This is a genomic window from Acinetobacter sp. V102_4, assembly GCF_031799005.1.
Classification (GTDB): Bacteria; Pseudomonadota; Gammaproteobacteria; order Pseudomonadales; family Moraxellaceae; genus Acinetobacter; species Acinetobacter calcoaceticus.
The window spans coordinates 165,793-191,311 of record NZ_JAVQNR010000032.1 but is presented as its reverse complement, the minus strand read 5'-3'; the positions used below and the strand labels follow the sequence as shown (position 1 = coordinate 191,311).

The window sequence follows — 25,519 nt, the reverse complement described above, 5'->3', positions numbered from 1 at the left end:
AATTTAGATTTAACGATCAATATATTTTATTAACTAAATATATATAACTCAAGTTTATATTTTAAATTTAATTAAAAGCCATGAATATAATAAAGAGGATAATATTATTTAAATATTAATAAAATTATTATATTTATAATTTTTTATTAAAATAAATTGACGTAATTAAAATCACCGATTATTATCTCGTTGCTGGCCTACATTGCCAGACGGTTTTGACAGACCGTAAGTCCCCATAGCGGATTATAGTTCTACTATAAGTCGTTAGACCCTTGCGTCCCCTTTCTTTGCGGTAGGACGGAAGGGGGACGCCCCGTGCGTGCTGGTCTCTATGGGCACCAGTCTGTCAACCCTCTTTCGTTCTACCACCATAAATTAATTCGCGGTGATCTGGTGGTAGGACTCCATTTTTAAGGAGTTGGCTATGCCACTATTCAAACTCATTTTCTCTCTTATTTAATTATTTTATTTATTTAAAATTTGGTTTTTTTGCGACCTGATTTTTTAAATTTATAAATTATTTTTATTTTAAAATTTTAATTATTTTATTTTCCTATGTTTGTGGGAGGGTTAATTATTATTTAAAAAATATTTTAATATTTAGACGAATCATATTTTTATTTTATTTAAAGATATAAATAATCATGAGAATAATATGAAACTTCATAAATTTATATTAGTTTTAAATCTTGTGGTCGGTGCTTACGGCATTACAAATGATGATGCCAATGCTCAGCAGGAATTTAAAAGAATTTGTTCTTCAGGTGAACGCATGCAGGCCAGTTGCAATTGTATTTGCCAACAGCTTGAGCAAGTGTATTCATCTCAAACCGTACAACGTTTAAAACACACCAGTTTGCAAAGTCCTGATCTCCCACAGGACTTTGCCCCTAACTTGTTCGGCATCATTCGACGCTGCGACAAAACTGAAATGGGCTAAGTTCGCTTAGCTCCTTTATCTCTGTGTCGCAATGATCTCTCAAACTTTAAATCAGCGCAAAAGTAAAAAGTCCGTTGTGACACAGGGTCCTAGGGGACTTCTCTATTATTAAACTCGATTTTCTTTCACGGGAAAGGGGCTGTGAGGCGTTATGAACGCAATAAAAAAGCCCGATATGCACTTACACATATCGGGCTTAATCAATCAGTTATTAAAGCAGGTGATGCCTTAATAATGATCTCTTTTGAATTACTCTACAGTTACTGACTTCGCCAAGTTACGTGGCTGGTCAACATCTGTACCACGTAATACAGCAACGTGATAAGACAATAACTGTACTGGCACGCTATAAATAATTGGAGCTAACCATTCGTTTACCGCTGGAATTTGTACAACGTGCTGACGGTCTTTTTCATTGATTCCGCTATTTTCATCAGCGAAAACAAATAATTCACCACCACGTGCTTGAACTTCTTCCATATTTGATTTGAGCTTATCAAGCATTTCATCATTTGGCGCAAGAATCACGATTGGCATTTCATTATCAACGAGTGCTAACGGGCCGTGTTTTAACTCACCAGCTGCATAGCCTTCTGCATGAATATATGAAATTTCTTTAAGCTTTAATGCGCCTTCCAATGCGATTGGATAATTCGTACCACGGCCTAAGAATAAGCAGTGATTTTTTTCAACGAATAATTCAGACAAACGCAAAATTTCTGGGTCATTTTTGAGGGTATCAAGAATAACTTTCGGGCTGTGCCATAACTCACGTGTAATTTCTTCAAGAATAGCAGGGCTAATACGTTGTTTAACTTGTCCAATTTTAAGGATCAACAACATAAGAGCAGCGAGCTGAGTCGTGAACGCTTTAGTTGATGCAACACCAATTTCAGGACCAGCAAGAGTCAATAAGTGATGATCAGTTTCACGAACCATTGAAGACGTGGCAACGTTACAGATAGTCAAAGTCTGAATATCGATATTGTTGGCTTTCGCACGTTTTTGAGTTTCGCGTAGCGCCGCTAATGTATCGGCTGTTTCACCTGACTGTGAAATACAAATATAAAGCGTATTTTCAACAATTACAGGTGTGCGATAGCGGAATTCACTCGCGATTTCAACTTGGCAAGGCACACCAATGAGTTGTTCAAACCAATATTTCGCAATCATTCCTGAGTGGTAACTTGTACCACAAGCGATGATTTGTACGCTTTGAATTTTATTGAAATCTGCTTCAGCATTTTTCAAGAAATCATCACGTAAGCTATTGCCATCAAGTGCTTGAGAAATCGTTTGCTTGATTGCTTCTGGTTGCTCATAAATTTCTTTGAGCATGTAGTGCTTGTATTCACCTTTTGATGCACTGCTTACGGTTGCATCAAGCTCTCGCACTGGACGTTCAACGCGCTCGCCATTTGCAAATACTTCAATTGAAGTACGTGTAAGACGGGCAATATCACCTTCTTCTAGGTACATAAAGCGGTTCGTCACCGGTAAAAGTGCAAGTTGGTCTGAACTAATAAAGTTTTCACCAATACCTACGCCAATGACTAAAGGAGAACCTTCACGTACAGTAATCAGTTCATCTGGATAATCGCTATGGATAATACCTAAAGCGTAAGCACCCTTAAGCTGTGGTACAACAGTTTCAACAGCGTCTAAAAGGCTATCTGTACTTTTTAGAGCTTCAGCAACTAAGTGTGCAACAACTTCAGTATCTGTTTGAGAAGTAAAAACATAACCTAAAGCTTGAAGGTCATCTTTTAGTTCTTGATAGTTTTCAATGATACCGTTATGTACAACAGCAACCTTACCAGACATATGCGGGTGAGCATTATTTTCAGTTGGTTTACCGTGTGTTGCCCAACGAGTATGCGCAATGCCGATAGCCCCTGTAAGTTGGTGTTCAGCAACTGCATCTGCAAGATTGATGACTTTACCTACACGGCGCTCACGTAAAATTTGTTGATTATTTAGTAAAGCAACACCCGCAGAATCATAACCACGGTATTCAAGACGTTTTAAACCTTCAATTAAAATCTCGGTTACACAACGCTCTGCAACGCCTCCGACGATACCACACATACTTCAATCCTCTTATTTTTTAACCTTTTGGGGACGTTGATAATTTGCTTTTGAAATTTGTTGCGCACGTTCAAAGGAGAGACTTTGTTCGGCTACATCTTTCGTAATCACAGAACCCGCACCAACTGTTGCGCCATTCCCAATGGTCACCGGAGCAACCAGCGAGCTATTAGAACCGATAAAAACGGCATCGCCAATAGTGGTTTTGTGTTTATTTGCACCGTCATAATTGCAAGTAATTGTACCTGCCCCAATATTTGATTCCGCACCGATTTCTGCATCACCTAAGTATGTGAAATGGTTAGCTTTACTACCTAGCCCAATCGATGTGTTTTTAACTTCAACAAAGTTGCCGATATGCACTTCATTTGCCAATTTAGCCCCTGGGCGTAAGCGTGCAAATGGTCCAATTTGAGCATTTTCGCCTACAACTGCGCCATCAAAAACGCTATAGGCTTGAACTTTAGTGCCTGCTGCAATTTTGGTGTTCTTTAAAATACAGCCAGCGCCGATTTCTACAAAATCACCAAGCTCACATTCACCTTCAATAATAACATTGATGTCAATACGAACGTCTTGTCCAACTTTTACAGAGCCACGTAAATCAAAACGTGCAGGATCAAAGAACATTACGCCTTGCTGCATGAGCTTTTTGACTTGTTCTTGCTGGAACTGGCGTTCTAAAGCTGCAAGTTGTAAGCGGTCATTTACACCTTCAACTTCAAAAGCAAGCTCTGGTTCAACAGAGGCAACTTCTAAACCATCTGCAATTGCCATTGCAACGATGTCGGTTAAGTAATATTCGCCCTGTGCATTTTCATTTGAAAGTTTAGGCAACCATTCATGGAGTTTTGCATTGCTAACACAGTAAATGCCTGTATTAAATTCTTTAATTTGGCGTTGTGCTTCATTTGCATCTTTATGTTCAACAATGGCTTGAATTTTGCCATCTTGGCGCACAATACGGCCATAACCTGTTGCATCATCTACAGTGAGCGTAACTAAGCCAATTCCTGTCTGAGTCGATGCATCTAATAATTTTTGTAGCGTATTTGCATTAATGCATGGTACATCGCCTGATAAAATCAGTGAAACACCCTCTTTAGGGAGTACGGGTAAAGTCATTTGTACGGCATGACCTGTACCAAGTTGTTCAGCTTGTTCAACCCACTGAATATTTTCTTGGGCAAATGTTTGTTGTACGCGGTCGCCACTATGACCATAAATCGTAATAATATTTTTAGCTTGTAATTGTTTTGCTGTTTGAATGACATGCCCTAATAGTGGGCGACCTGCTAAAGGTTGTAGTACTTTAGGAAGCTGAGAACGCATACGCGTTCCTTTGCCAGCAGCAAGAATAATGACGGTAGTTGACATGTATAACTCTAATGATTAAGTCAAATGGATAATAATTAGTGTACAAAGAGCAGCCCATACACCGGCAATAATATCGTCAAGCATAATACCAAAACCACCATGCACTTGACGATCAATAACACGGATAGGCCAAGGTTTCCAAACATCGAAAATTCGAAATAATATGAAGCCGACGATCACCCACATCCAGTTCATTTGTTGTAAGTAAATGAGAGGAAGAAAGGTAATAGATTGCCCTGCAAATTCATCCCACACAATTCGACCATCATCGTGTACGTTTATAACTTTTGCTGTTTGACCACAAATATAAATCCCGACCAAGGACATGATAATCATCGCGATTAAGCTTAAGTTAAATCCAAGCGATAACCAGATCGGAACGAAGAGTAAGGCAAAAGCAGAGCCAAAAGTACCAGGGGCTTTAGGTGCGAGACCAGATCCGAAACCAACTCCACAGAAAACGATGCAGCGGTTGAACCAAGACATGTCTTTAAAATGAATCGGCGGCTTATGCAAAGTGTTGGTATCCATGAATTTGCAATGGGTAATCTGAACCCAAGTGCTCAAAAGTTAGTTGTGTTTGCTCAACGATCTGTCCGATCATTGTAATCTTAATGTCTAGTTGTTTTTGCAAAAGTTTTTCATAATTTTGCGGTGCTATTGTAAAACATAATTCGTAGTCATCACCACCAGCTAGCGCATATTGCCAGCGCTGCTGTTCTGGTAGTTTTTCTAGCGTTGAATCAATCGGTAACTTTTCTAAAAGTAATCGAGCACCGACCTTTGAGGCTTTTAAAATATGGCCTAAATCTTGGGCTAATCCATCAGAAATATCAATCATGCTAGAAGCAAGACCCTTCAACTGTTGTCCTAGCTGACAACGTGGTGTTGGGTAGTCTAGTCGTTGTTGTAAGGGATGACCTAGGTGTTGTAAACCATAAGCTGCATCTCCAACTTGACCACTCACACAAACATAGTCACCGACTTTTGCGCCTGAACGTAACACAGCTTGTCCAGTTTCAATCCAGCCCATGGCCGTGACGGTAATGGTGAGATGTGGACCTTGGGTCGTATCTCCACCAATGAGAGCAACACCAAATTGATTACAGCAGTCATAGATTCCCTGACTGAATCCTTCAAGCCATTCATGGTCAATGGTAGGTAAGCTTAACGCAAGTAAAATACTATGAGGTTTAGCACCCATGGCAGCAATATCTGAAAGATTGACAGCCACACTTTTCCAGCCAATTGCATGGGGAGAGGTATCAAGAGGGAAGTGACGACCAGCAACTAGTGTATCTGCACAGATCACCAATTGTTGATTTTGGGGAGGGGTGATTAAGGCTGAGTCGTCTCCAATACCTAAGGTGACATCTGTGTAAGATTGTCTGTTAAAGTATTGGTCAATAATAGAAAACTCAGCCATATCAACTTCAAACCTATTAGTTTGCTTGTTGTTTTTCAGCACTACGTAGTGTTGAACTTAAACGATCTAAAACGCCATTAATGTATTTATGGCTATCTGCTCCACCAAAGTGTTTGGCGAGTTCAATGGCTTCATCAAGAACTACACGATAAGGTACTTCTAAATGATCACGTAACTCGTAAGCACCTAAACGTAAGGTTGCGAGCTCTACACCATCAAGTGCACTAAGTTCACGGTCAAGTACCGGAATTAACAATGCATCAAGATCTTCGCGCTGTGCAATCACTTGCGTTAACAGTTCGTGATAGTAATTTAAGTCTACCTTGTGCATGGCATTTTCAGCACGAGTACGTGCTTCAATTTCATGTACAGGATTGTGACTCATTTGCCACTCATAAATACCTTGTACAGCAAAACGACGTGCTTTGCGTTTTGCTGCATAAGCGGCTTGCAGTGTTTGAGACATGCTTTAAATTGCCTTTAATAAATTAACCATTTCAATTGCAGTTAAAGCAGCTTCGCTACCTTTATTACCTGCTTTTGTACCTGAACGTTCGATGGCTTGCTCGATGCTATCAGTAGTTAATACACCATTGATGACAGGCAAGCTGCTTTCTAACGCCACTACACCTAAACCTTTTGCACATTCACCAGCAACGAAGTCAAAGTGTGGTGTGCTACCACGAATAACTGCGCCAAGTGCGATGATTGCATCAAACTGGTTTGATGTAGCTAATTTTTTAGCAACAATCGGGAGTTCCCATGCGCCAGGAGCATGAATAACAGTAATGTTATCTTCATTTACACCATGACGTTTTAATGTGTCGATTGCACCATCCAATAAGTGTTCAACAACAAAACTGTTGAAACGACCCACTAAAATCGCATAACGACCTTCGCTTGCGAGATGTAATAAACCTTCAATACGGCGAATTGCCATAGCAACCTCGATTATTTCGTTGTGATTTGATCAGCAGTGACATATTCCACTACTTCTAAATTAAAGCCAGATAAAGCATTGAAACGTAATGGTGAGCTAAGAAGCTTCATTTTTTCAACACCTAAGTCACGCAAAATTTGAGCGCCTACACCAATGGTTTGATATTGATGTGAAAGTGCTGCATTGGATTTCACCGGTTTTGGCTTATTTAAATCATCCAACGCTGGTCCCAAGTCTTGCAAATGATCTTGCCCGATCCAGACTAAAACACCGCGATCACTCGCTGCAATTGTCTGTAGTGCACGGTCTAGATTCCACGCAGGTTCACCGTCAGCTTTATTTAGCTTAAGCAAATCGCGAATTGGACTGAAACCATGTACACGTACTGTTGTAACACCTTCTTTTGGCTCGCCTTTGACTAAAGCCAAATGGATGTCTGGGTTACCAATCTCACGATAACGATAGAGTTCAAATGAACCATATTCTGTTTGAATGGTTTTTTGATCCAGACGTTCAACCGTTTGCTCATTGGTCATGCGGTAGTGAATCAAGTCCGCAATTGTACCAATTTTTAAGCCATGCTTCTCGGCAAAAATTTCTAAATCTGCACGGCGTGCCATTGTGCCATCTTCATTGATGATTTCACAAATGACAGAAGCTGGTTCAAGACCTGCTAAGCGTGTTAAATCACAGCCCGCTTCGGTATGACCTGCACGATGTAGAACACCGCCTGGTTGTGCCATTAACGGGAAAATATGGCCCGGTTGTACAATATCACTTGGCTTTGCATGCGCTGCGACAGCAGCTTGAATTGTATGTGCACGCTCTGCTGCTGAAATACCAGTTGTAATACCTTCAGCGGCTTCGATTGATAAGGTAAAGTTTGTACTATGCTGAGCACCGTTTTGGTCAACCATCAAGGGAAGGTTTAACTGCTTACAGCGCTCACGGCTTAACGTTAGGCAAACTAGACCACGTGCATGGGTAATCATGAAGTTAATATCTTCAGGACGAACATGCGTTGCTGCAATGACAAGATCACCTTCATTTTCGCGATCTTCGTCATCCATCAAGATAACCATTTTGCCTGCACGAATATCGGCGACAAGATCTTCAACACGACTCAGCGGCATTCGCTTTCACCTTTTTTTGTCGTAAGACAATTTCTATTTAATAAATTTTGCATAGTTTACGCTGTTTAGAGAATTTTGCCTATGATTCTGATTTATCCAAATTTGCAACGAGATAGAATAGATCCAGCTTTATTTATACAAATAAATCATAAGAAAATGGAATAATTTAAAATAAAAACGATGAATTTAAATAAAAAAACCTAGCCAAAAGGCTAGGTTCTGATGTGCACACTTACTTTTTATGAAGCTGCACTGCTTGGACTATCATTTTGTGGGATTGATTTTTTCCCCATCAAAATTTCAGTCCGGATATTTTGAGCAAGTTCAGCACACTCTGCATTCATGCCATTGATCATAAAAGCATGGCGAGTCATGACATTGCTTGGGTTTGGCATTGCAACAAGTTGATAGCTGTCTTGAATTGCTTTGAGTTGATCATTCTCAAGATATAAAGCAGATTCTTTGGCATGAAGATGCTGTGCTAAACGTTGAGCAGCTTCTTTCGCATCAATTTGCATAGCTTCTACGGCATTACACGTTGCACTACGCGTTTGCAAAGCAAAGCGTTTATCTTCACGGTAACGTTTATATAAAACGTCAGAGAGTAATTGGAATACGGTTCCAACCATAAGCAGACACTCTACAGCGTGAGCATGCGAGGTTGAAATCGCAAGTGTAGCGCCGTCAGCATTAAACTCATTTACGACTTCAATGTCCGCTAACTTTAACTGGTAATGCTTAACGCATAACTCAATACTCTTGTTTAAAAAGAGCTGACAGAGTTTAAAGTACGGAACAGATACCGATTGGTTGACACTGCTTAATAACTGTTTAGGGTCATAAAATTGAATATTGAGTGCCAACATATGTTGGTCAGCTGAATCTGCTGTTTTCTCTGGTTGTGGACGAGCCGCTGGTTTACCTTTCGCTTGTTGTTGGGCTTGAGCAACTAACGTTACTGTATTTTGTTTTTCTAAAGCCAATGCCTGAGTTAACTGCTGAATTTCATGTTTTAAGCGGTTCTCTTCATTAATACGTGCCAAATATTCGCTACGGGTTGGACGAGCAATGGCGCGATAGGCAAGCCATAATAAAACATGCAAAAACAGAGACGCTAAGATTGCCAGCCATTGAGTGCGGAGAATTTCCCCAATACTTGGCTGAATAAGCGTAATCTCGATAGAACCCACTTTCTTTTCATTTTGCAGCGCATCGCGAGCAAAAATCTCACCTTGGCGAGTTTTCGAAATTCCGCTCGTTGCCAACACTTGTTTGTTGGCGTCAAGAATGCGAATAGACGCAACGCTTGGATTGGTCGCATAGCGATTGGCAATCAGAGCTAAAGATACCGTATTTGCCGGTTCAAGCTCAGATAAGCTGTCTGCAACGAGCTGACTGGTCATGAGCTGACCTTGACTCGCACGGTTTTCATTGAGCTGGTGTGTCGTTGCAATCACCAATAAAAAGGTATGCAATGCAAAACTAACGATCAGTAGGCTAGCAAATAGCCCTTGTCTAGGCGCAATCAAGTTAAACTTCCAAGGCAATTATATTGAAATTCGATTATGATTCTTACAATAGTTGTCACTCAGACTAGAGTCAATTCATGCGAGAAATCATTCTTATATCCTTTTTAGGACCAGACCAACCAAACCAGTTTACCCGATTAATGCAAGTACTATCCGTACATTCATTGCAAATACTGGATGTAGGTCAGGCTGTTATTCATAATCAACTCACATTGGGCATTGTAGTCGCGTCAGATAATGAAACTGCGACCGCATTGGCAATGAAAGAAATTCTGATTTTAGCACATGATATTGGCTTAACAGTGCGCTTTAAACCAATCACAGGCGCAGAATACGATCAATGGGTAGGTGAAGGCGGTCGTACTCGTTATATCGTCACGGCTTTGGCACCTGAACTCACTGCTGCCCACTTACAAGCAGTTACACAAATTGTGTCTAGCCAAGGCTTTAACATTGAAACTGTTACCCGATTATCAGGCCGTGTCGACTTTGAAAAGGATAGCGCATTTCCACGTCGTGCATGTGTACAGTTTGGTTTAAGTAGTGGTCCAACTTTAGATGCACAAGCCATGCGTGCAGCATGTTTACGTCTTTCAAGCGAATTAAACATTGATGTTGCTGTTCAAGAAGACAACGCTTATCGACGTAACCGTCGTTTAGTTTGTTTTGATATGGACTCAACATTAATTGAACAAGAAGTTATTGATGAGTTGGCGATTGAAGCAGGGGTAGGTGCACAAGTTGCTGAAATCACTGAAAGAGCGATGCAAGGCGAACTTGATTTCCAGCAAAGCTTCCGTGCTCGTGTTGCATTATTAAAAGGACTGGATGCTGCTGTTTTACCTAAAATTGCAGAGCGTTTAACTATTACTGAAGGTGCAGAACGCCTCATTTCAACATTGAAGGCGCTTGGCTACAAAACAGCAATTTTATCTGGCGGATTCCAATATTTTGCTGAATATCTACAAGGTAAACTTGGTATTGATGAAGTTCATGCCAATATTTTGGATGTGCAAGACGGTTTCGTAACAGGTGAAGTGAAAGGCGCAATTGTTGATGGCGCACGTAAAGCTGAGCTATTACGCGAACTTGCGAATAAAATGGGCATTTCTTTAGAGCAAGCCATGGCGGTAGGAGATGGTGCAAACGATCTACCTATGCTTGCGATTGCGGGCCTAGGTGTTGCTTACCGTGCTAAACCTTTAGTTCGTCAAAATGCAAATCAGGCTATTTCAAGTGTTGGCTTGGATGGTGTGCTGTATTTGCTGGGCATGCATGACAAAGATTTAAACCGTGCTTAACCTATAAGGCTAAGCTTTAAGCGCTACTTCAGAGTAGCGCTTTTTTTATGCAGAATCGTCATAAAAACAAGCATGTTATGCTCAAATCGTGCACAGAAAAAAGGCAATAAAAAAATCTGAAAAAAACTTATTTTGGTCCTTAAAAACAGCATATTTTTTTGTAATGACACGCCAGAATTGATGCCATATAGGGAATCGAACTTTTTGAATTTTACAAAAATGTAATGACAAAAGAATGTTGCGACAAAGTGTGTCGCATTAAGAAATAACGGGTCTTTTTTTCTAAAAAAAAACATCCATAATGCATCCTAAGCTTCAACACAAATTATGAATTAAAGTTGTTTTTGGAATGAGGTCGGGTTTTTAAGACCGAATCTTTTTAGACGTTTTCATTAAGACGGAGGTTTCTATGGTAACAGCGAATTTTGCCGCTATCGCCGGATTCAGCTTGATCGCTGTCGCGCTTGTTGCTGTTTTCTTTTCTCCTTACCGTCGTTGGCTTGGTTTTATGCTTGCAGGGATGTTCTTTTGGGGGCTATTGGAAGTGGTCCGTTTTGGAGTTCAAGTCACTTTTGAAATGCCAGTCACATATAGTTATTTAACTGCACTAAGTCTAGCGATGGTAATGGTTACATTTATTTTGTTACGTGAGGATAAACAGGCACAAAAGGCTTTGGCAAATCGCCAATATATAGAACACACGCCAGTATATGAAGATGATCAGCAGCAATGTTCTAGCCGATAATTAAATTGTTATCTAACGGTAAAGAGGTATGCACAGCATGCCTTTTTTATTTACGAAACGTGATTTTTATTATACAAAGCATTTATTAAAAAATAGCCAGTTATGCTACGATACGTGGGTCTGTTGACGTTTCATCTAGATTGCGTTGCCAGCTAAAAATTATCAGTTAATGCACAAAACACAGGCAATGGTATGTCCTTACTGAGTTTTGCTCTAAAGTTTTCATAAAAATACAATAGGCGTGAATGTTCATGAAACTTTCTTCTATACCTGTAGTCAAATTACCTCTCGTTGATGTCAGTACAGACCCGTTAGATTTATTGGTAGCAGGTTTAGTGCTGCGTATGAAGCAATTGGCACGTACTAGCCCTAAGTTTATTGAATTGATTCATGACCGCGCATTCCGTATTCAGATCGGTACGGATTTAGGTGTTGCACGTCAGATCATTATTAATAATGGACAGATTGACACTGTTGCAGGCGCACCTGAAAAAGCTGATTTTATCTTGCAGTTTGCAGATAGCGAACAGGGTGTAAAAACTTTGATTAAAGGTGACCCAACAGCATTTATGACAGGTATGCAAAACGGCAGTATTAAGATGGAAGGTGACTTCAGCCTATTGGTTTGGTTTAACCAAGTGGCTAGACTCATTCCACCTAAATTGCCAAAACCAGTTAAAGATAAAGTACGTCAGGCACGTGCTTTTATTAAAGAGAAAACTGGTCGTTAATCGCCAGATATAAAAAAACTCCCGTTCGGGAGTTTTTTTATATCTACGCTTCGACTTCCAAGTTAAATGTAACTGGACCATCATTAATTAAATGAACTTTCATATCGGCTGCAAAAATGCCGGTTTGAACTTTTTCAAATTGTGAATGTGTATATTCAACCAGCTGTTCATATAACGCTTTGGCATCTGCTGGCGGCATGGCTGGACCAAAATCTGGACGTAAACCTTTTGGGGTTTGAGCCATCAGAGTAAATTGTGAAACAAGCAGGATTCCACCATTTGCTTGAGAGACATTCCAGCCCATTTTGCCCTGTTCGTCATCAAAGATACGATATTTCAAAATCTTATCAATAAGCTTTTGGCCAATCGCTAAAGTGTCATCACGGCCAATGCCTAAAAAAACCAGTAGTCCGTGTTGGATTTCACCAGTAGTCTCACCGTCAACCACCACTTTGGCTTCAAGAACTCGTTGTATTAAAGCGCGCATAGTTAAAGCAAATTTCTGCAATTAATTGAATTGGTTTAGTTTAGCAGAATTTAAATTAAATGATTTTTAAAAGGAAATTTCATGGAATTGCAACAATGGTCTAAAAGCTCGCAATTGATTTATAAAAATATGCTTTAATGCTAAGAAGCAAGCGAATAATCATTGACTATGTCTCCAATTATCCATTCTTTACTAGATACAGACTTGTACAAATTTACGATGTTACAAGTGGTTTTGCATAAATTCCCGCAAACCCATAGTGTCTACCATTTCCGCTGTAGAAATTTAGAAGATACTGTCTATCCACTAGTAGATATTTTGGATGATTTAAACGAGCAACTCGACTATTTGTGTAGTCTTAAATATAAAGAAGACGAACTTCAATATTTACGTAAATTACGCTTTATCAAAAGTGACTTTGTCGATTATTTAGAACTGTTTCAACTGAAGCGACGCTTTATTCGAGCTAGCATCGATGCGGAAGGTCGTTTGGATATTCATATTGAAGGTCCGATGGTCCAAGCCATGATGTTTGAAATTTTTGTATTGGCAATTGTAAATGAACTTTATTTTAGCCGTATCAAAACTGATGAAGTATGGGCTGAAGGCGAGCGCCGTTTAAAGGCCAAGCTTGAATTGATTCAAGAATATGAAAAAACACAAAAACCGAATGACCCGCCATTCTTAGTTTCTGATTTTGGTACACGTCGCCGTTATAGCTTCGTATGGCAAAAACATGTGGTGGCAGCCTTTCATAAAACAGTACCAAATGTGTTCCGTGGTACAAGTAATGTCCTGCTTGCAAAAGAGTTAAACATTACGCCAATTGGGACCATGGCCCATGAATTCCTACAAGCTTTTCAGGCACTTGATGTACGACTGCGTGACTTTCAAAAAGCTGCTTTAGAGACGTGGGTACAAGAGTACCGTGGAGATTTAGGAATTGCCCTAACCGATGTGGTGGGCATGGACGCTTTCCTAAGAGATTTTGATCTGTACTTCGCGAAACTATTTGATGGCTTACGCCATGATAGTGGTGACCCATATGAATGGGGTGATAAGGCTTATGCGCACTACCGTAAATTAAAAATTGATACCAAAACCAAAATGCTGACTTTTAGTGATGGCCTTAATTTGCCAAAAGCATGGGAATTGCATCAATACTTTAAAGACCGTTTTCAGGTCAGTTTTGGTATTGGAACTAATTTGACTAATGATATGGGACAAAAGCCGCTCAATATTGTGTTGAAACTAGTCGAATGTAATGGTCAGTCAGTTGCGAAAATTTCAGATAGCCCCGGTAAAACCATGACTGATAATGATACTTTCTTGGCTTATTTACGTCAGGTTTTTGAAATTGAAGAACTTGAAGAAGTGGTTTAAGTAAAAAGTAGTCTCACTATTTTGTATTTTTAAAAGTAAGAATGCTGATATCTGATTTTCTGCTAAAGAGTTGCAGAAAATCAGAGTTTGTTAGATATAAGCTTATGCTAATATGAAATTAAGCTGGTATAAAAAGAAACCATGACGATGACACTCCCGGATTTTAAACTCGATTTATTAATAGAAGCAGAAGAATTAGTGCCTTATTTAGGCAATGAATATATTCGTATTGTAGATTTGAGCCGTGCTTCTGTTTATGAGCAACTTCATATTCCGCATGCTATTCACTTACAACCTAAATGGTTAGTGTCTCAACACGAAGAAGCCACTGGTATTTTGCCAGATGAAGCAGGTTTACAAGCACTGATTGAGAAATTGAATATTTCACCTAATCATCATGTTGTGGTCTATGACGATGAAGGCGGAGCATGGGCTGGACGTTTAATCTGGAATTTGCATTGCTTAGGATTCACACGTACCAGTTTAATTAATGGCGGTATCCATGCATGGTTAGGAGCAGGGTTACCAACTACAGCAGAAGTCGAAGAAGTTTCTCCTGTTGCAGACTTAATTCAGATTGATTTATCGCATGCCGCTCAGTTCCGTGTGAACTATGAAGAGCTACGCAAACAAGTTGAACAAGAAAATGTTCAATTGTGGGATTGCCGGACAAGTGATGAATATAGTGGGATCCGTTTAGCAGCGCGACGCGGCGGTCACATTCCAAATGCCCTCCATTTTGAATGGAGTACTGCACTTAATCGTCAAAATCATCTAAAATTGCATCCGCTTGAACGCACGCGGCAGCGCCTTGAACAATTAGGGTTTGATTTACAGCAACCCGTAGTTGTGTACTGCCAGTCACATCACCGTTCCGGTTTAGCCTATATTTTGGCTAGACTCTTGGGCTGGGAAGCAAAAGCCTATGATGGTGCGTGGAGTGAATGGGGCAATCGCCTCGATAGTCCTATTATTACTGGAGAATCACCGTCGTGAGTTTCACATCTCGATTAAAAAAAGAATTATTTATTAAGGCACAAAATCTTGTACCACAGCATCAATTGAGCCGTGTGGTAGGTAAAGTTGCTGCGAGTGAAAATCCAGTTGTGAAAACTGCTGTTATTCATGCATTTAAAACCAAATATGGGATTGATTTATCGATTGCTGAACAAGGCAATGCACTAAAATATAAATCTTTTAATGACTTTTTTACTCGTGCTTTAAAAGATGGCGTGCGTCTCGTTGACGAAAATACAGATAGCATCGTGTCGCCTGCTGATGGTGCTATTTCTCAGATTGGTAAAATTACTGCGGGTGAAGTATTTCAAGCAAAAGGCCAAAGCTTCTCTGTAGAGAAACTCATTGGCGACCCACAACTTGCTCAGCCGTTTCAAGAAGGCGAGTTCGCGACAGTCTATCTATCTCCACGCGATTACCACCGTGTACATATGCCGTTTGCAGGTACATTAACTGAAACGTTGTATGTACCGGGTGAGCTATTTTCGGTAAATCAGGTGACTGCTGAAAATGTACCGGGACTATTTGCCCGTAATGAACGCATGGTGTGTTTGTTTGATACTGAACTTGGCCGTATGGCTGTTGTTTTAGTGGGGGCAATGATTGTTGCTGGTATTGAAACTGTGGCGACAGGTAAAGTGAAACCTTCAGGTCGTATCGAATTACAGCATCATCAGTTAAAGCTAGAAAAAGGTGCCGAGCTTGGACGTTTTTATTTAGGTTCTACCGCAGTTATTTTATTTGAAAAAGATAAGATCGAATGGGAACAACGTTTTAAAGCTGAGTCTGTGGTTGTAATGGGCGAGCGCATGGGACATACAGTTTAGTAAGCGATATAATCCCTATAAAACAAGTAAACCCTGAGTTTAATTATTCAGGGTTTATTTTTTGATTTAAATTATATAAAAGCAAAATATATAACTATGTCTGGATTTATATTATATGGAAATGTAATTATTATTAAGTGATCTGAAATAGGACGTTATATTAACTAGCCTATAAATATGTGTCTAAAGAGAGCAAAAATATTAATATGATTGAAAATTAATAAATAAAAAAAGAAAGAAATATTTAAGTTAGACTTAAGTCGTAATTTTAATTTTACTTGCAGATAAGTTATTAAATCTAAAAAAATTATTTAATTTTATAAATATGAAGCGCTTTTTAGATATTGCACAGCCTTTAGCCTTGGCACAATGCTTGCTAATTATTCAGGACCTTACAGTAATTTTCATATTTTTTAGGTTCTGAAATCATGTTAAAAGTTAAACGCCTGACAGCTTCGGTTTTATCTGTACTTTGTATTTCACTCAGCCATGCCAATGATTTTAAAGTTTTAAATCAAATTTCAAAACAGCCTACTCAACTTCAAAGTGGCGAATATAAAGGTAATTATTACGTTCCATCTACTTTAAAAACCATTACATGGGGTTATTTACCGAATCGGGATGCCAAACCCGTCCTTACCGTTCCGTCGGGTAGTGTTGTGACATTTGATACGGTTTCTCATGAGGGTTTGCTTGAAGACCAAGGGCGTAATGCTGAAAAGTTCTTTCAATCGAAAGGTGTCAAATCTAATGAAATTTTGGAAGATGCAAAAATAATTACACAGTCAAATTTAAAGCATGATTTTCATAAAGATGGGCCACATATTGTGACAGGCCCTGTTGCAATTGAAGGCGCACAGCCCGGTGATATTTTGAAAGTTGAGGTACTTAAAGTTGAGCCGCGTGTACCTTACGGTGTTATTTCAAATCGACATGGTAAAGGTGCTTTAGTTGGGGAATTTCCTAAAAAAGCAAAGCAAGAAAATGCATCGGCTGAGCATCCTGAACGTTATGGAAATGTCTCAATTTTCACACCAATTGAAAAAAATGCTAAAGGTGAGTACGAAGGTGTCTTAAAAACGGAATCGGGTAAATCAATACGTTTCCCGCTTTATCCTTTTATGGGAATTATGGGGGTAGCAGCCAATACTTCTGAGCCTGTTCACTCTGTACCCCCTGCAATGTATGGTGGAAATATTGATATTAATGAACTAGGTGCAGGTTCAACAGCCTATTATCCTGTTCAGGTCAAAGGCGCATTATTCTATACAGGTGATAGCCATTTCGCGCAAGGGGATGGTGAAGTAGCATTAACTGCACTCGAAGCTTCAGCACGTGCGACACTAAAATTTACCTTACTCAAAGCAGGTAAAGATAAAATACCGGGCAAAGAGTTAAAACAACCTTTAGCTGAAAATGCTGAGTTTTGGATTACACCGGGACTTGATGAAGATCTAGATGAAGCGATGAAAAAGTCTACACGTGAAGCCATTCGTTTCCTAAATCAAGAATACGGTATTGATGAAGCAACAGCTTATGCGTATTTAAGTGCCGCAACTGATTTTGAAGTTTCACAAGTTGTAGATAAAACCAAAGGGATCCATGCAAAAATCAGAAAAGCTGATTTTAAAGAGTTTGAGAGTAAATAATTAAGTGAACTAAGCTTGGTATTTAAAATATTAAATACCAAGTTAAATTCATTTTAACTATTAATAAGTTTTATATATTTTATAATTGAGTATAATAAATATCACATATATTTATTAGTATAAAATCTAATGCACTCACTTCCGAACGCTCTACTTTATATTGCTGCATTATTAACATTCTGTGCTGCATTACTTCATTTTGTTTGTGTGTTCTGGGGGGCAAATGGTTTTCGGTTTTTAGGGGCCGGGAAAAGTATTGTTCAGATGGTCGAAAGAGGGCATTGGTATCCTAATTTTATAGCTATAGTTGTGGGGTTAATTCTAACTGTATGTGCTACATATGCCTTCTTTGCAGCAAAGGGAATACATTTATTACCATTTACCAAACTTATTTTGTCGCTTGTCGCAGTTATATTTCTTATCCGTGGTTTTGCTTTTCCATGGCTAAAATCAAAATTTGTGGGAAATAGTGATTTATTTTGGTATGTCAGTTCAGTCTTTTGCCTAATGCTGGGAAGTTTATATGCCGTTGGAGTATATTTAATTTGAAATGAATATATTTTAGGTTAAGTAGAATTAATAATTTAAAAGGGAGCTTAGCTCCCTTTTAAATTATTTAGTCCAACCATATTTTTTGAAAATAGTATTACCTTGCTGAGACGATAAGAACTCTACAAAACGTTTAGCTTCAGCGTCTTTTAAACTATGTTTGGTTAAGGCAACACCTGTATCGCGATAGACAACTAGTTCTTTCTCTATAGGTATAATTTGCCCAACATCTGGGTTACTAATTCCCCAAATATTAAAAACTAACCAAGCATCATAGCTACTATTTTCTTCCCAGTTTTTCTTGGCAATACCTGTGTTGGCTGCATAGGTGGTAATATTTTTTCGGAAAGATTTGGTTAATTCAATATTTCCAGTTCTACCCGCAATATCCTCCCACATACCAACTTGACCTGCACCATGCGTAACTAAAACCTTCATGTTGGGTTTAGCTAGATCTTTAAAACCTTTAATATTTTTAGGATTTCCTTTTCTCACTAAAATGGCTGCAGGACGTAAATACAAAGGTTCTACCGAGTCTTTTATAATTAGCTCAGAAAAAGCATTTTCGAAATCAGACATCATGGCTTCTGAACCACTATATATAACATCAGCATTTAGTTTCGCTTGGTCAGACCATTGAGAAGTAGGCCCAGACGTTACATGGACTGCTATTCCAGTTTTATTGGTGAATTGTTTGGCTGCTTCTTTCACTGCTGGTGCTGGTCCACCAGGACCATACACTTGTACGTCTGCAAAGCTATAAATCGGTAGAGAACAGAGAGTAAGGTAAATCAGGTACTGTATAAATTTATATTGTTTTGTCATTTTCATAGCTATAGTAAAAAGAAAATATCAGCATATATTTTTTATTATTTAAATGGGATTAATTTTTGCAACGATATTTATAATACGTTTCTTTAAAATATATTTTTATTAACTTTTAAGTGATTATGTTTAAATGTAAGTTAGTTTAAATTGAATATAAATGTAGATAATTTTATGGTAATTTAGATTTTATAAATTGATTATTTAAATAGATATAATGTAAATAATAGAGGAGTAATCCCTTGATTAGAAAAAGTAATTCTTTTTTTAAAATTTTATTTAGCAGTGCTTGTTTGGTGTCTGGCTCTGCGATGGCTGCCCCAATTACAGATTTGAGTAAGCAAATTGTGAGCGAAAAACCGGGTTCAATATTGTCGCTAGAACAGCAAGCTGTGACGAGTTTATTTCCTCATGCAGAGCAGCGCTTATTGGTAAATTATCGTAGTCGAGGTATTCAGGGCGAACCTGTTGTTGCATCGGCTTTTATTTTATTACCCAAAGGCACACCTCCAAAAAATGGCTGGCCTATACTCGCTTGGGCACATGGTACGACAGGAGTCGCTGATACTTGTGCACCTTCGGGTGATTATGAGGGTGGACCAGTTCATTCATATCAAGAAGTTGCTTCCAAAGCTTTAGATAGTTGGCTTGCGCGTGGCTATGCAGTTGTCGCACCTGATTATCAGGGGTTAGGTACATTAGGCGCGCATCCCTATATGAATGCAAAGAGCCAATTGCATACGGTGGTCGATGCTGTACGTGCATTACACGTGCTTAAACCCAAGAGCTTTAATAAACAGTGGTTGGTGATGGGGCATAGCCAAGGCGGGGCTGCGGCAATTGCAGTGTCTGCCTATGGTCAAAAAGATGCGCCCGAACTAGATTTAAAAGGGGCAATCGCTCTTGCTCCGGGTGGCTATCAATATGAAGGTATTGCAGAATATGTGCAGAGTCATCCAAACCCAGAACCTAGTGTAGCTGCTTTCTTCCCGATTGTGCTATTAGGAGCACAAGCAGCAGAGCCAAGTATTGTTCCTGAAAATTTAGTAAGCCCAGAAATGAACGCGGTGCTGACTCAAGCGCGCAGCCGCTGTTTATCTGAACTTCAATCTGATTTGAAGAAATCTCCTTCTAGCATATTTCGATCTGATGCCGATTTAAAACCTCTTTTGGCTTATCTAAAACAACAGTCGATTGAAAATATGGTACCTACCGTACCGTTAATGATTGTTCAGGGTTCTAAAGATCATTTAGTCGACCCGAGAGGGACATATGCCTATTATCAACAGCTATGTAAATTAAAAAAACCAACGGTATATCAAACGATTGATGGCGGAGATCATCGTGATGCACTACGCCAGAGCAATACTTTTGCGACTAACTTTTTAAATGTAATAGAGAAAAACCAAAGTAAGTCCTATTGCTCGACTTCTAAGTAAATTGGTTTAAATGCTAAAAAAGCCGACTTTTCATGAGCCGGCTTTTTATATTTGAAGGGGTGACTTTAGGTCAGGTTATACAGTCTTTCTTTAGGGAAAACTGCGTTAAAATCAGCCTTCATATTCACGTCCATTTTTGCGCCATTTTCCATCAGCACCTTTGTACCAGTCTGGGGCTACAGCTGGGCCTCGTGCTCCTGAGCCTTCTCGTGACTCATCTATATAATCAATTTTATCAATGTACACTGTATCTTCTCGGCCTTCATAAACTCTGCTGCGCAACAGTATTGTACGGTGCTTCCAATCAATACTTTTAAGTTCTCCCTGTTCACAAGTTTGATTTATTGAACCACCAAAATGTCCCCAAACCATCAAATACTTGCCCATAGGGATACGTTTTAATTGATCATCAATAGTTTCTATATAAGGTTCTTCTTCAAGCGGTTCAAGCATCTCAATTTGATCAAAAGAGATTAACCGAGTTGATTCGTCTTCTATGGATACGTGAATGATTTTTTGAGTTTGATCAACCTGAAGAATTTCCACTTTTAATGCTTCTCCATCTTTCAAGACAAGAATAAAGAAATCACTTATTTCAGGGTTTTCCAATATTATTTCTACTGGGTTAATAGTCATTTAAGCCTCGCTTAATTATTATGTTAGCTGTTCTTATGGATTAAGTTTTTTGTAGCGAGTTAATAATACTAATTTTATTTAAAAATGAAAGTGGTTTTTAAAACTGTTAAATAATTAGTTTAAATGGTGTTTTTTATTTTAACCATTTTTTAAATTATCAATGACATTGATTATATATATTGTATGAATTGAGTGGTTTTATTTTTTTAAGTACAGTTAGTATATCTATTTCATAAATTCTAATATATGAAATAGATATGAGAGAAAAAGAAGATTTATTAAATAACTTATATAGGCTGACTATAGGTTGTATTTGATATTATCAATGACAAAAAATTAAAATCATGTCCATAATAACTTATATATACAAAATGGCTAAGTATCTTTCACTGCGTCTATTTAATATCCACCCTTTGTATGAAATGAATACTTTTTAAGCCATGTTATATAGTCTTTCTTTAGGAAAAAACACTGTAAAAGTTGAACCTTCATTTTCTTTAGACTGGACATCTAAATAAGCGCCATGTTGCATTAATACATGCTTCACAATGGCTAAACCTAAACCTGTACCGCCTGTTTGACGACTACGGTCACTGTCAACACGATAGAAGCGTTCAGTCAGACGTGGTAAATGTTTCGGATTAATTCCAATGCCTGTATCTTGTACACTAAAGTAGGCATGTTCACCGTCGTCATGCCAGCCAATGGTGATCGTTCCACCTTTTGGCGTGTATTTGATGGCATTGGTAATTAAGTTACTAAACGCACTGGCGATTTCCATGTCAGAACCAATCAGGTCACAGTGACTATCAATATGTAAATTGAGTGTATGCCCATAATCGGCATTGTAGGCCTGAGCATCATCAAACAGTTGATTCATTAAACTCGGCATTTCAATAATCTGATTTTTTGCAATTTTCTTATTATTTTCTAAATTCGATAACAGTAGTAAATCATTCACCAAAGCATTCATACGTTTGGTTTGTGACTGCATTTGATCAAACGCACGTTTCCAGCGTGGACTAATATCTTCTTGATCGGTAAATGTCTCGATATAACCACTGAGTACAGTTAATGGTGTACGAAGTTCATGAGAAATATTATCTACAAAGTCTTTACGCATTTGCTCAAGGTTGTGCATACGAGTAACGTCGTAAGCCACCAATAAACGGCTTTCTCCACCAAATCGTGTGAGCTTGACCTGTACATATCGGTCATCGTCAAAACTCGACTGTAGTTTAATACCGTCGGGTGCTTGATCAATATTGTTAAAATATTCAATAAAGGTCGGCTGGCGTAAAATCGTTAATAAATTTCGACCACGGTCGAGAGGGCTGATACCCAACAAACGTTCAGCAGCAGGGTTCCACCATTCAATTTTATGTTGGTCATCAATGAGGACAACAGCTTCGGCAAGCGCCACTAAAGAAGACTGAGCGCGGTCAATTAAACCGACCATTTCTGCTTGAACGATTCGTTCCTGACGCTGGGCACGGTAAACATTAAACAATAACGCTCCCCAAATCCCATTTAGGTTTGGAGGAACGTCATAAGGTTTATTTGCAATCCAGTCATTGACCAGATAAAGCGAACGCAACTGGAGTGTAAAAAACACCACAAAGGCGATAAAAATACAGCTCCAGAAATACCCAAGGCCTAAACCGACTAAACCGGCAATAATTATAAAAAATAATAAAAGCCGTAAATCTTGTTTGGCAAACGTCCATAAACTACTGTAGCGGGAAAGCTTTTGTTCACGTACCTGTTCGGGGACGGGGTAGGGTTCATACATAAATCTTGGTTAACCTGCGGCTAAATCTGCACGTGTTGAGAAGCGGTAGCCAGTTCCACGCACGGTCTGAACAAATCGGTCAACACCAAAAGGTTCTAAAACTTTACGCAAACGACGGATGTGCACATCGATAGTTCGATCTTCGATATATACATTACCGCCCCAGACCTGATCGAGCAACTGGGCACGTGTATATGCACGCTCTGGATGGGTCATAAAAAACGCAAGTAAGCGATATTCAGTTGGGCCCATATCTAAAATGCTGTCGCCAAAGCTTACACGTTGGCTCACAGGATCAAGAATCAAGCCATTGGCGTCAATCATTTTTTCGCCACTTAATGCATTTGCACGACGCAGAACCGCTTTAATACGTGAAACCAGTTCACGTGTTGAGAAAGGCTTCGTCATGTAATCATCTGCGCCAGCATCAAGACCTTGTACTTTGTGGTCTTCTTCTCCGCGAGCGGTAAGCATAATTACTGGAATTTCTGCTAAGTTCTCATCACGTTTTAAGCGGCGACATAAATCGACACCACTTACGCCTCCAGGTAACATCCAATCGAGCAAGATAAGCGCCGGACGTTGGTCGACGATAATTTGATGAGCCTGTTTGGCATCTTCTGCCTGCAAACATTGAAAGCCTGCCATGTCCAAAGAAGTATGGATCATTTCACGAATAGGAAGCTCATCATCGACAATTAAAATATAGTCATCTTTCACAGCGCAATATCCTATAGATTTAACGGTGAACCGTTTTGTAGTTATGACAGGCTTATTACAAAGATTAATTATGACAATTTCATTGCAGAAAAGTCTATAAAATTGAATTTAGCAATAATTTGTGACAAAAGTAAGGCAAAGGTGTGACCGAATGATGACATGAAAGCTTAAATATTCTTAAAATCATTCAATAAGTTATCACCTTCAATGCTTAACTGGTTTTGCTCATTTTAGAGTGTCAAAAAACTTTAATATTATTTTGAAACCTTGGCCAATAAAGATAAGAAAACAATGCGGCACGCGGTTAAAACCTGTTCAAGAGACTGCTCAAAGCCTCCCATGACCCATCGAATTGCAATTTGAGTGACATATCCATTTAAGCCTGTCGCGATTAAAGAGAGCTCATTTTCGTTGTGTTGGATTTGCGGCATGGTCAACATAACAAAGGCCTGAATCATTCGATCAAACTGTGCAAGTGTTTCTTGAATGGTGGCCTGATTATGTAATTCTTGTACCAAAACTGCGTCAACATAGACAATGCGAGCTAATCTCGGGTCGTCTTTTAATGTCGTCAGCAGTGCCCTTAAACCAGCATCGACCATTTTTTCTGGATCTGGTGTCGCTTTAATGACGGCTTGCATCAGGTTTTGCTGCAATTCTTCAATCATTTTTAAAAAGATGGTTTGAAATAAATCTTCACTCTTCTTAAATGATTCATAGAAATAGCGTTCTGTGAGTTTTGCCTCTTGGCAGACATCTTTGACCGTCACGGAAAAAAAGCCGAGTGTTCCATAAGTCGCAATGCCAGCTTCAATCAGTTTTTCTCGGCGTGCCTCTTTACGTTCAGATAGAGATAACCCTTTGAACTGACGTTCTTTACTCACAGTTTTTGTTTTCTTTTTACTGGTTGAGTCGTTTGTCGCCATAAATAAGTCGTTTCCTAAAGAATGGTTCCTAATTTATAGGTTTTAGCCAAATATGCTCACTATGATAAAGCTCTCAGCAGAATTGTGCCATTCTATCTGAAATTACAGTGTACTATATTGACAATGGATATTGTCAAAATTATATTAAAGATGTCTAAGCTGCACATGCAATGAACCGATTGTGCAAATATCGAAAAACAAAGGATGGACAATGAAAAATTTTAAAAACAAAGTCGCTGCAATTACGGGCGCAGGTTCTGGCATTGGGCAACAACTCGCAATTCTTTTGGCAAAACAGGGCTGCCATCTTTCGTTGAGTGATATTAATGAGAAGGGATTACAGCAAACCGTTGAGCTTTTAAAACCGTACAGCACGATTACTGTGACGACCAAAAAGCTTGATGTTTCTGACCGTGAAGCGGTAAAGCAGTGGGCCCAAGAAACTGTTCAGGATCATGGTTCAGTTAACCTGATTTTCAACAACGCTGGAGTCGCTCTAGGTTCAACTGTTGAAGGTGCGACTTACGAAGATTTAGAGTGGATCGTTGGGATTAACTTCTGGGGTGTGGTGTACGGAACGAAAGAGTTCTTACCGTTCATTAAGCAAACTCAAGATGGCCATATTATTAATATTTCAAGCCTATTTGGTTTAACCGCTCAACCGACTCAATCTGCTTATAACGCGACTAAATTTGCTGTTCGTGGTTTTACCGAGTCATTGCGTCAAGAGTTAGATATTGAAAAAAGTGGCGTAAGCTCTTTGTGTGTACATCCGGGTGGAATCCGCACCAATATTGCTAAATCTGCAAAAATGAGTGATAGCTTGAATAGTTTGGGTATGGATCCGACTAAATCGATTCAAAATTTTGACAAGTTATTACGTACTCCACCTGAAGAGGCGGCTCGTCAAATTTTACAAGCAGTATTAAAAAATAAACGTCGTTTATTGATTGGTAGTGATGCAAAAATTCTTGATGCATTCCAGCGTGTATTCCCAACTGGGTATCAACGTGCTTCTACCATTGTGACCAAGTTAATGAAATAATTTTAAAGTCAAAA

The 25,519-nt window shown here is 39.0% G+C and carries 23 protein-coding genes and 2 pseudogenes; 11 read left to right on the top strand and 14 right to left on the bottom strand.

All coding sequences use genetic code 11. From position 1 onward, the window contains the following. Positions 1–655 precede the first annotated feature (655 nt). Positions 656–950: pseudogene (locus RMB13_RS03455) on the top strand (hypothetical protein). Positions 951–1,189: 239 nt separating this feature from the next. Here the strand turns inward: RMB13_RS03455 and glmS are convergent. From glmS to RMB13_RS03415, 8 genes are all read right to left on the bottom strand, one after another. After that, a complete protein-coding gene (gene glmS / locus RMB13_RS03450) occupies positions 1,190–3,028 on the bottom strand; it encodes a glutamine--fructose-6-phosphate transaminase (isomerizing) (RefSeq protein WP_311084414.1) in 1,839 nt (612 codons plus the stop codon). Between the two features lie 12 nt (positions 3,029–3,040). Beyond that, positions 3,041–4,405, bottom strand: coding sequence for a bifunctional UDP-N-acetylglucosamine diphosphorylase/glucosamine-1-phosphate N-acetyltransferase GlmU (glmU, locus tag RMB13_RS03445; protein WP_311084413.1), 1,365 nt, complete (start codon positions 4,403–4,405; stop codon positions 3,041–3,043). Between the two features lie 15 nt (positions 4,406–4,420). After that, positions 4,421–4,936: a phosphatidylglycerophosphatase A gene (locus tag RMB13_RS03440; protein WP_005044357.1), complete on the bottom strand. Its 516-nt coding sequence runs from the start codon at positions 4,934–4,936 to the stop codon at positions 4,421–4,423. Then, positions 4,914–5,831 carry a thiamine-phosphate kinase gene (gene thiL, locus RMB13_RS03435; protein WP_311084412.1) on the bottom strand — a complete coding sequence of 306 codons (918 nt, stop codon included), beginning with the start codon at positions 5,829–5,831 and terminating at the stop codon, positions 4,914–4,916. Before thiL ends, RMB13_RS03440 begins: the two co-directional genes overlap by 23 nt. 16 nt (positions 5,832–5,847) lie before the next feature. Then, positions 5,848–6,297 carry a transcription antitermination factor NusB gene (gene nusB / locus RMB13_RS03430; RefSeq protein ID WP_005037915.1) on the bottom strand — a complete coding sequence of 150 codons (450 nt, stop codon included), beginning with the start codon at positions 6,295–6,297 and terminating at the stop codon, positions 5,848–5,850. A 3-nt stretch (positions 6,298–6,300) separates the two neighbouring features. After that, positions 6,301–6,771: a 6,7-dimethyl-8-ribityllumazine synthase gene (gene ribE / locus RMB13_RS03425; protein ID WP_002119264.1), complete on the bottom strand. Its 471-nt coding sequence runs from the start codon at positions 6,769–6,771 to the stop codon at positions 6,301–6,303. Between the two features lie 11 nt (positions 6,772–6,782). Next, positions 6,783–7,904 (bottom strand): bifunctional 3,4-dihydroxy-2-butanone-4-phosphate synthase/GTP cyclohydrolase II, encoded by a 1,122-nt coding sequence (ribBA, locus tag RMB13_RS03420; protein WP_003654193.1) that lies wholly within the window; start codon positions 7,902–7,904, stop codon positions 6,783–6,785. Between the two features lie 239 nt (positions 7,905–8,143). Continuing rightward, a complete protein-coding gene (locus RMB13_RS03415) occupies positions 8,144–9,451 on the bottom strand; it encodes a hypothetical protein (protein ID WP_311084411.1) in 1,308 nt (435 codons plus the stop codon). A gap of 59 nt (positions 9,452–9,510) precedes the next feature. Between RMB13_RS03415 and serB the strand changes: the two genes are divergently transcribed. The 3 genes from serB to RMB13_RS03400 all read left to right on the top strand — a co-directional run bounded on the left by serB (position 9,511) and on the right by RMB13_RS03400 (position 12,210). After that, entirely contained in the window at positions 9,511–10,734 is a 1,224-nt protein-coding gene (gene serB, locus RMB13_RS03410) for a phosphoserine phosphatase SerB (protein WP_005037920.1), read from the top strand. Between the two features lie 409 nt (positions 10,735–11,143). Then, positions 11,144–11,479, top strand: coding sequence for a ciprofloxacin tolerance protein AciT (gene aciT, locus RMB13_RS03405; protein WP_002119105.1), 336 nt, complete (start codon positions 11,144–11,146; stop codon positions 11,477–11,479). 251 nt (positions 11,480–11,730) lie between these two features. Beyond that, complete coding sequence (locus tag RMB13_RS03400; protein ID WP_003654185.1) at positions 11,731–12,210, top strand: hypothetical protein; 480 nt, start codon at positions 11,731–11,733, stop codon at positions 12,208–12,210. Between the two features lie 43 nt (positions 12,211–12,253). On the opposite strand, the gene dtd is transcribed toward RMB13_RS03400, so the two are convergent. Further along, positions 12,254–12,697: a D-aminoacyl-tRNA deacylase gene (gene dtd, locus RMB13_RS03395; RefSeq protein WP_311084410.1), complete on the bottom strand. Its 444-nt coding sequence runs from the start codon at positions 12,695–12,697 to the stop codon at positions 12,254–12,256. Positions 12,698–12,865: 168 nt separating this feature from the next. Between dtd and pncB the strand changes: the two genes are divergently transcribed. From pncB to RMB13_RS03370, 5 genes are all read left to right on the top strand, one after another. After that, entirely contained in the window at positions 12,866–14,080 is a 1,215-nt protein-coding gene (gene pncB / locus RMB13_RS03390) for a nicotinate phosphoribosyltransferase (protein WP_005300500.1), read from the top strand. Positions 14,081–14,227: 147 nt separating this feature from the next. After that, positions 14,228–15,076 (top strand): sulfurtransferase, encoded by an 849-nt coding sequence (locus RMB13_RS03385; RefSeq protein WP_107880422.1) that lies wholly within the window; start codon positions 14,228–14,230, stop codon positions 15,074–15,076. Next, positions 15,073–15,924, top strand: a complete 852-nt coding sequence (gene asd, locus RMB13_RS03380; RefSeq protein ID WP_252611207.1) for an archaetidylserine decarboxylase — start codon at positions 15,073–15,075, stop codon at positions 15,922–15,924. The genes RMB13_RS03385 and asd overlap by 4 nt, the downstream gene beginning before the upstream one ends. Before the next feature lie 428 nt (positions 15,925–16,352). Next, positions 16,353–17,573 carry an acetamidase/formamidase family protein gene (locus RMB13_RS03375; RefSeq protein ID WP_311084409.1) on the top strand — a complete coding sequence of 407 codons (1,221 nt, stop codon included), beginning with the start codon at positions 16,353–16,355 and terminating at the stop codon, positions 17,571–17,573. A gap of 129 nt (positions 17,574–17,702) precedes the next feature. Beyond that, entirely contained in the window at positions 17,703–18,122 is a 420-nt protein-coding gene (locus tag RMB13_RS03370) for a hypothetical protein (RefSeq protein ID WP_311084408.1), read from the top strand. Positions 18,123–18,185: 63 nt separating this feature from the next. Here RMB13_RS03370 and RMB13_RS03365 read toward each other — a convergent pair whose 3' ends face one another. Then, positions 18,186–18,947, bottom strand: coding sequence for an AcfC family putative adhesin (locus RMB13_RS03365; protein ID WP_311084407.1), 762 nt, complete (start codon positions 18,945–18,947; stop codon positions 18,186–18,188). A 242-nt stretch (positions 18,948–19,189) separates the two neighbouring features. Between RMB13_RS03365 and RMB13_RS03360 the strand changes: the two genes are divergently transcribed. After that, a complete protein-coding gene (locus tag RMB13_RS03360) occupies positions 19,190–20,386 on the top strand; it encodes an alpha/beta fold hydrolase (protein ID WP_311084406.1) in 1,197 nt (398 codons plus the stop codon). Between the two features lie 65 nt (positions 20,387–20,451). On the opposite strand, the pseudogene RMB13_RS21810 reads toward RMB13_RS03360, so the two are convergent. The 4 genes and pseudogenes from RMB13_RS21810 to RMB13_RS03340 form a co-directional block, all read right to left on the bottom strand. Further along, a pseudogene (locus RMB13_RS21810) lies at positions 20,452–20,544 on the bottom strand (hypothetical protein); the annotation flags it as partial. Positions 20,545–21,455: 911 nt separating this feature from the next. After that, positions 21,456–22,814 carry a phosphate regulon sensor histidine kinase PhoR gene (phoR, locus tag RMB13_RS03350; RefSeq protein ID WP_311084405.1) on the bottom strand — a complete coding sequence of 453 codons (1,359 nt, stop codon included), beginning with the start codon at positions 22,812–22,814 and terminating at the stop codon, positions 21,456–21,458. Between the two features lie 9 nt (positions 22,815–22,823). Next, positions 22,824–23,534: a phosphate regulon transcriptional regulator PhoB gene (phoB, locus tag RMB13_RS03345; RefSeq protein ID WP_003654166.1), complete on the bottom strand. Its 711-nt coding sequence runs from the start codon at positions 23,532–23,534 to the stop codon at positions 22,824–22,826. A gap of 254 nt (positions 23,535–23,788) precedes the next feature. Next, entirely contained in the window at positions 23,789–24,460 is a 672-nt protein-coding gene (locus RMB13_RS03340) for a TetR/AcrR family transcriptional regulator (protein WP_003654165.1), read from the bottom strand. 211 nt (positions 24,461–24,671) lie between these two features. On the opposite strand from RMB13_RS03340, the gene RMB13_RS03335 reads away from it, so the two are divergent. Beyond that, positions 24,672–25,505, top strand: a complete 834-nt coding sequence (locus RMB13_RS03335) for an SDR family oxidoreductase (protein WP_005044336.1) — start codon at positions 24,672–24,674, stop codon at positions 25,503–25,505. Positions 25,506–25,519: the final 14 nt, after the last annotated feature.

Bases quoted from the DNA above. Each gene is read 5' to 3' on its own strand.
- glmS (WP_311084414.1), bottom strand. From the start codon at position 3,028: ATGTGTGGTATCGTCGGAGGCGTTGCAGAGCGTTGTGTAACCGAGATT.
- glmU (WP_311084413.1), bottom strand. From the start codon at position 4,405: ATGTCAACTACCGTCATTATTCTTGCTGCTGGCAAAGGAACGCGTATG.
- RMB13_RS03440 (WP_005044357.1), bottom strand. From the start codon at position 4,936: ATGGATACCAACACTTTGCATAAGCCGCCGATTCATTTTAAAGACATG.
- thiL (WP_311084412.1), bottom strand. From the start codon at position 5,831: ATGGCTGAGTTTTCTATTATTGACCAATACTTTAACAGACAATCTTAC.
- nusB (WP_005037915.1), bottom strand. From the start codon at position 6,297: ATGTCTCAAACACTGCAAGCCGCTTATGCAGCAAAACGCAAAGCACGT.
- ribE (WP_002119264.1), bottom strand. From the start codon at position 6,771: ATGGCAATTCGCCGTATTGAAGGTTTATTACATCTCGCAAGCGAAGGT.
- ribBA (WP_003654193.1), bottom strand. From the start codon at position 7,904: ATGCCGCTGAGTCGTGTTGAAGATCTTGTCGCCGATATTCGTGCAGGC.
- serB (WP_005037920.1), top strand. From the start codon at position 9,511: ATGCGAGAAATCATTCTTATATCCTTTTTAGGACCAGACCAACCAAAC.
- aciT (WP_002119105.1), top strand. From the start codon at position 11,144: ATGGTAACAGCGAATTTTGCCGCTATCGCCGGATTCAGCTTGATCGCT.
- RMB13_RS03400 (WP_003654185.1), top strand. From the start codon at position 11,731: ATGAAACTTTCTTCTATACCTGTAGTCAAATTACCTCTCGTTGATGTC.
- dtd (WP_311084410.1), bottom strand. From the start codon at position 12,697: ATGCGCGCTTTAATACAACGAGTTCTTGAAGCCAAAGTGGTGGTTGAC.
- pncB (WP_005300500.1), top strand. From the start codon at position 12,866: ATGTCTCCAATTATCCATTCTTTACTAGATACAGACTTGTACAAATTT.
- RMB13_RS03385 (WP_107880422.1), top strand. From the start codon at position 14,228: ATGACACTCCCGGATTTTAAACTCGATTTATTAATAGAAGCAGAAGAA.
- RMB13_RS03375 (WP_311084409.1), top strand. From the start codon at position 16,353: ATGTTAAAAGTTAAACGCCTGACAGCTTCGGTTTTATCTGTACTTTGT.
- RMB13_RS03370 (WP_311084408.1), top strand. From the start codon at position 17,703: ATGCACTCACTTCCGAACGCTCTACTTTATATTGCTGCATTATTAACA.
- RMB13_RS03365 (WP_311084407.1), bottom strand. From the start codon at position 18,947: ATGACAAAACAATATAAATTTATACAGTACCTGATTTACCTTACTCTC.
- phoR (WP_311084405.1), bottom strand. From the start codon at position 22,814: ATGTATGAACCCTACCCCGTCCCCGAACAGGTACGTGAACAAAAGCTT.
- RMB13_RS03340 (WP_003654165.1), bottom strand. From the start codon at position 24,460: ATGGCGACAAACGACTCAACCAGTAAAAAGAAAACAAAAACTGTGAGT.
- RMB13_RS03335 (WP_005044336.1), top strand. From the start codon at position 24,672: ATGAAAAATTTTAAAAACAAAGTCGCTGCAATTACGGGCGCAGGTTCT.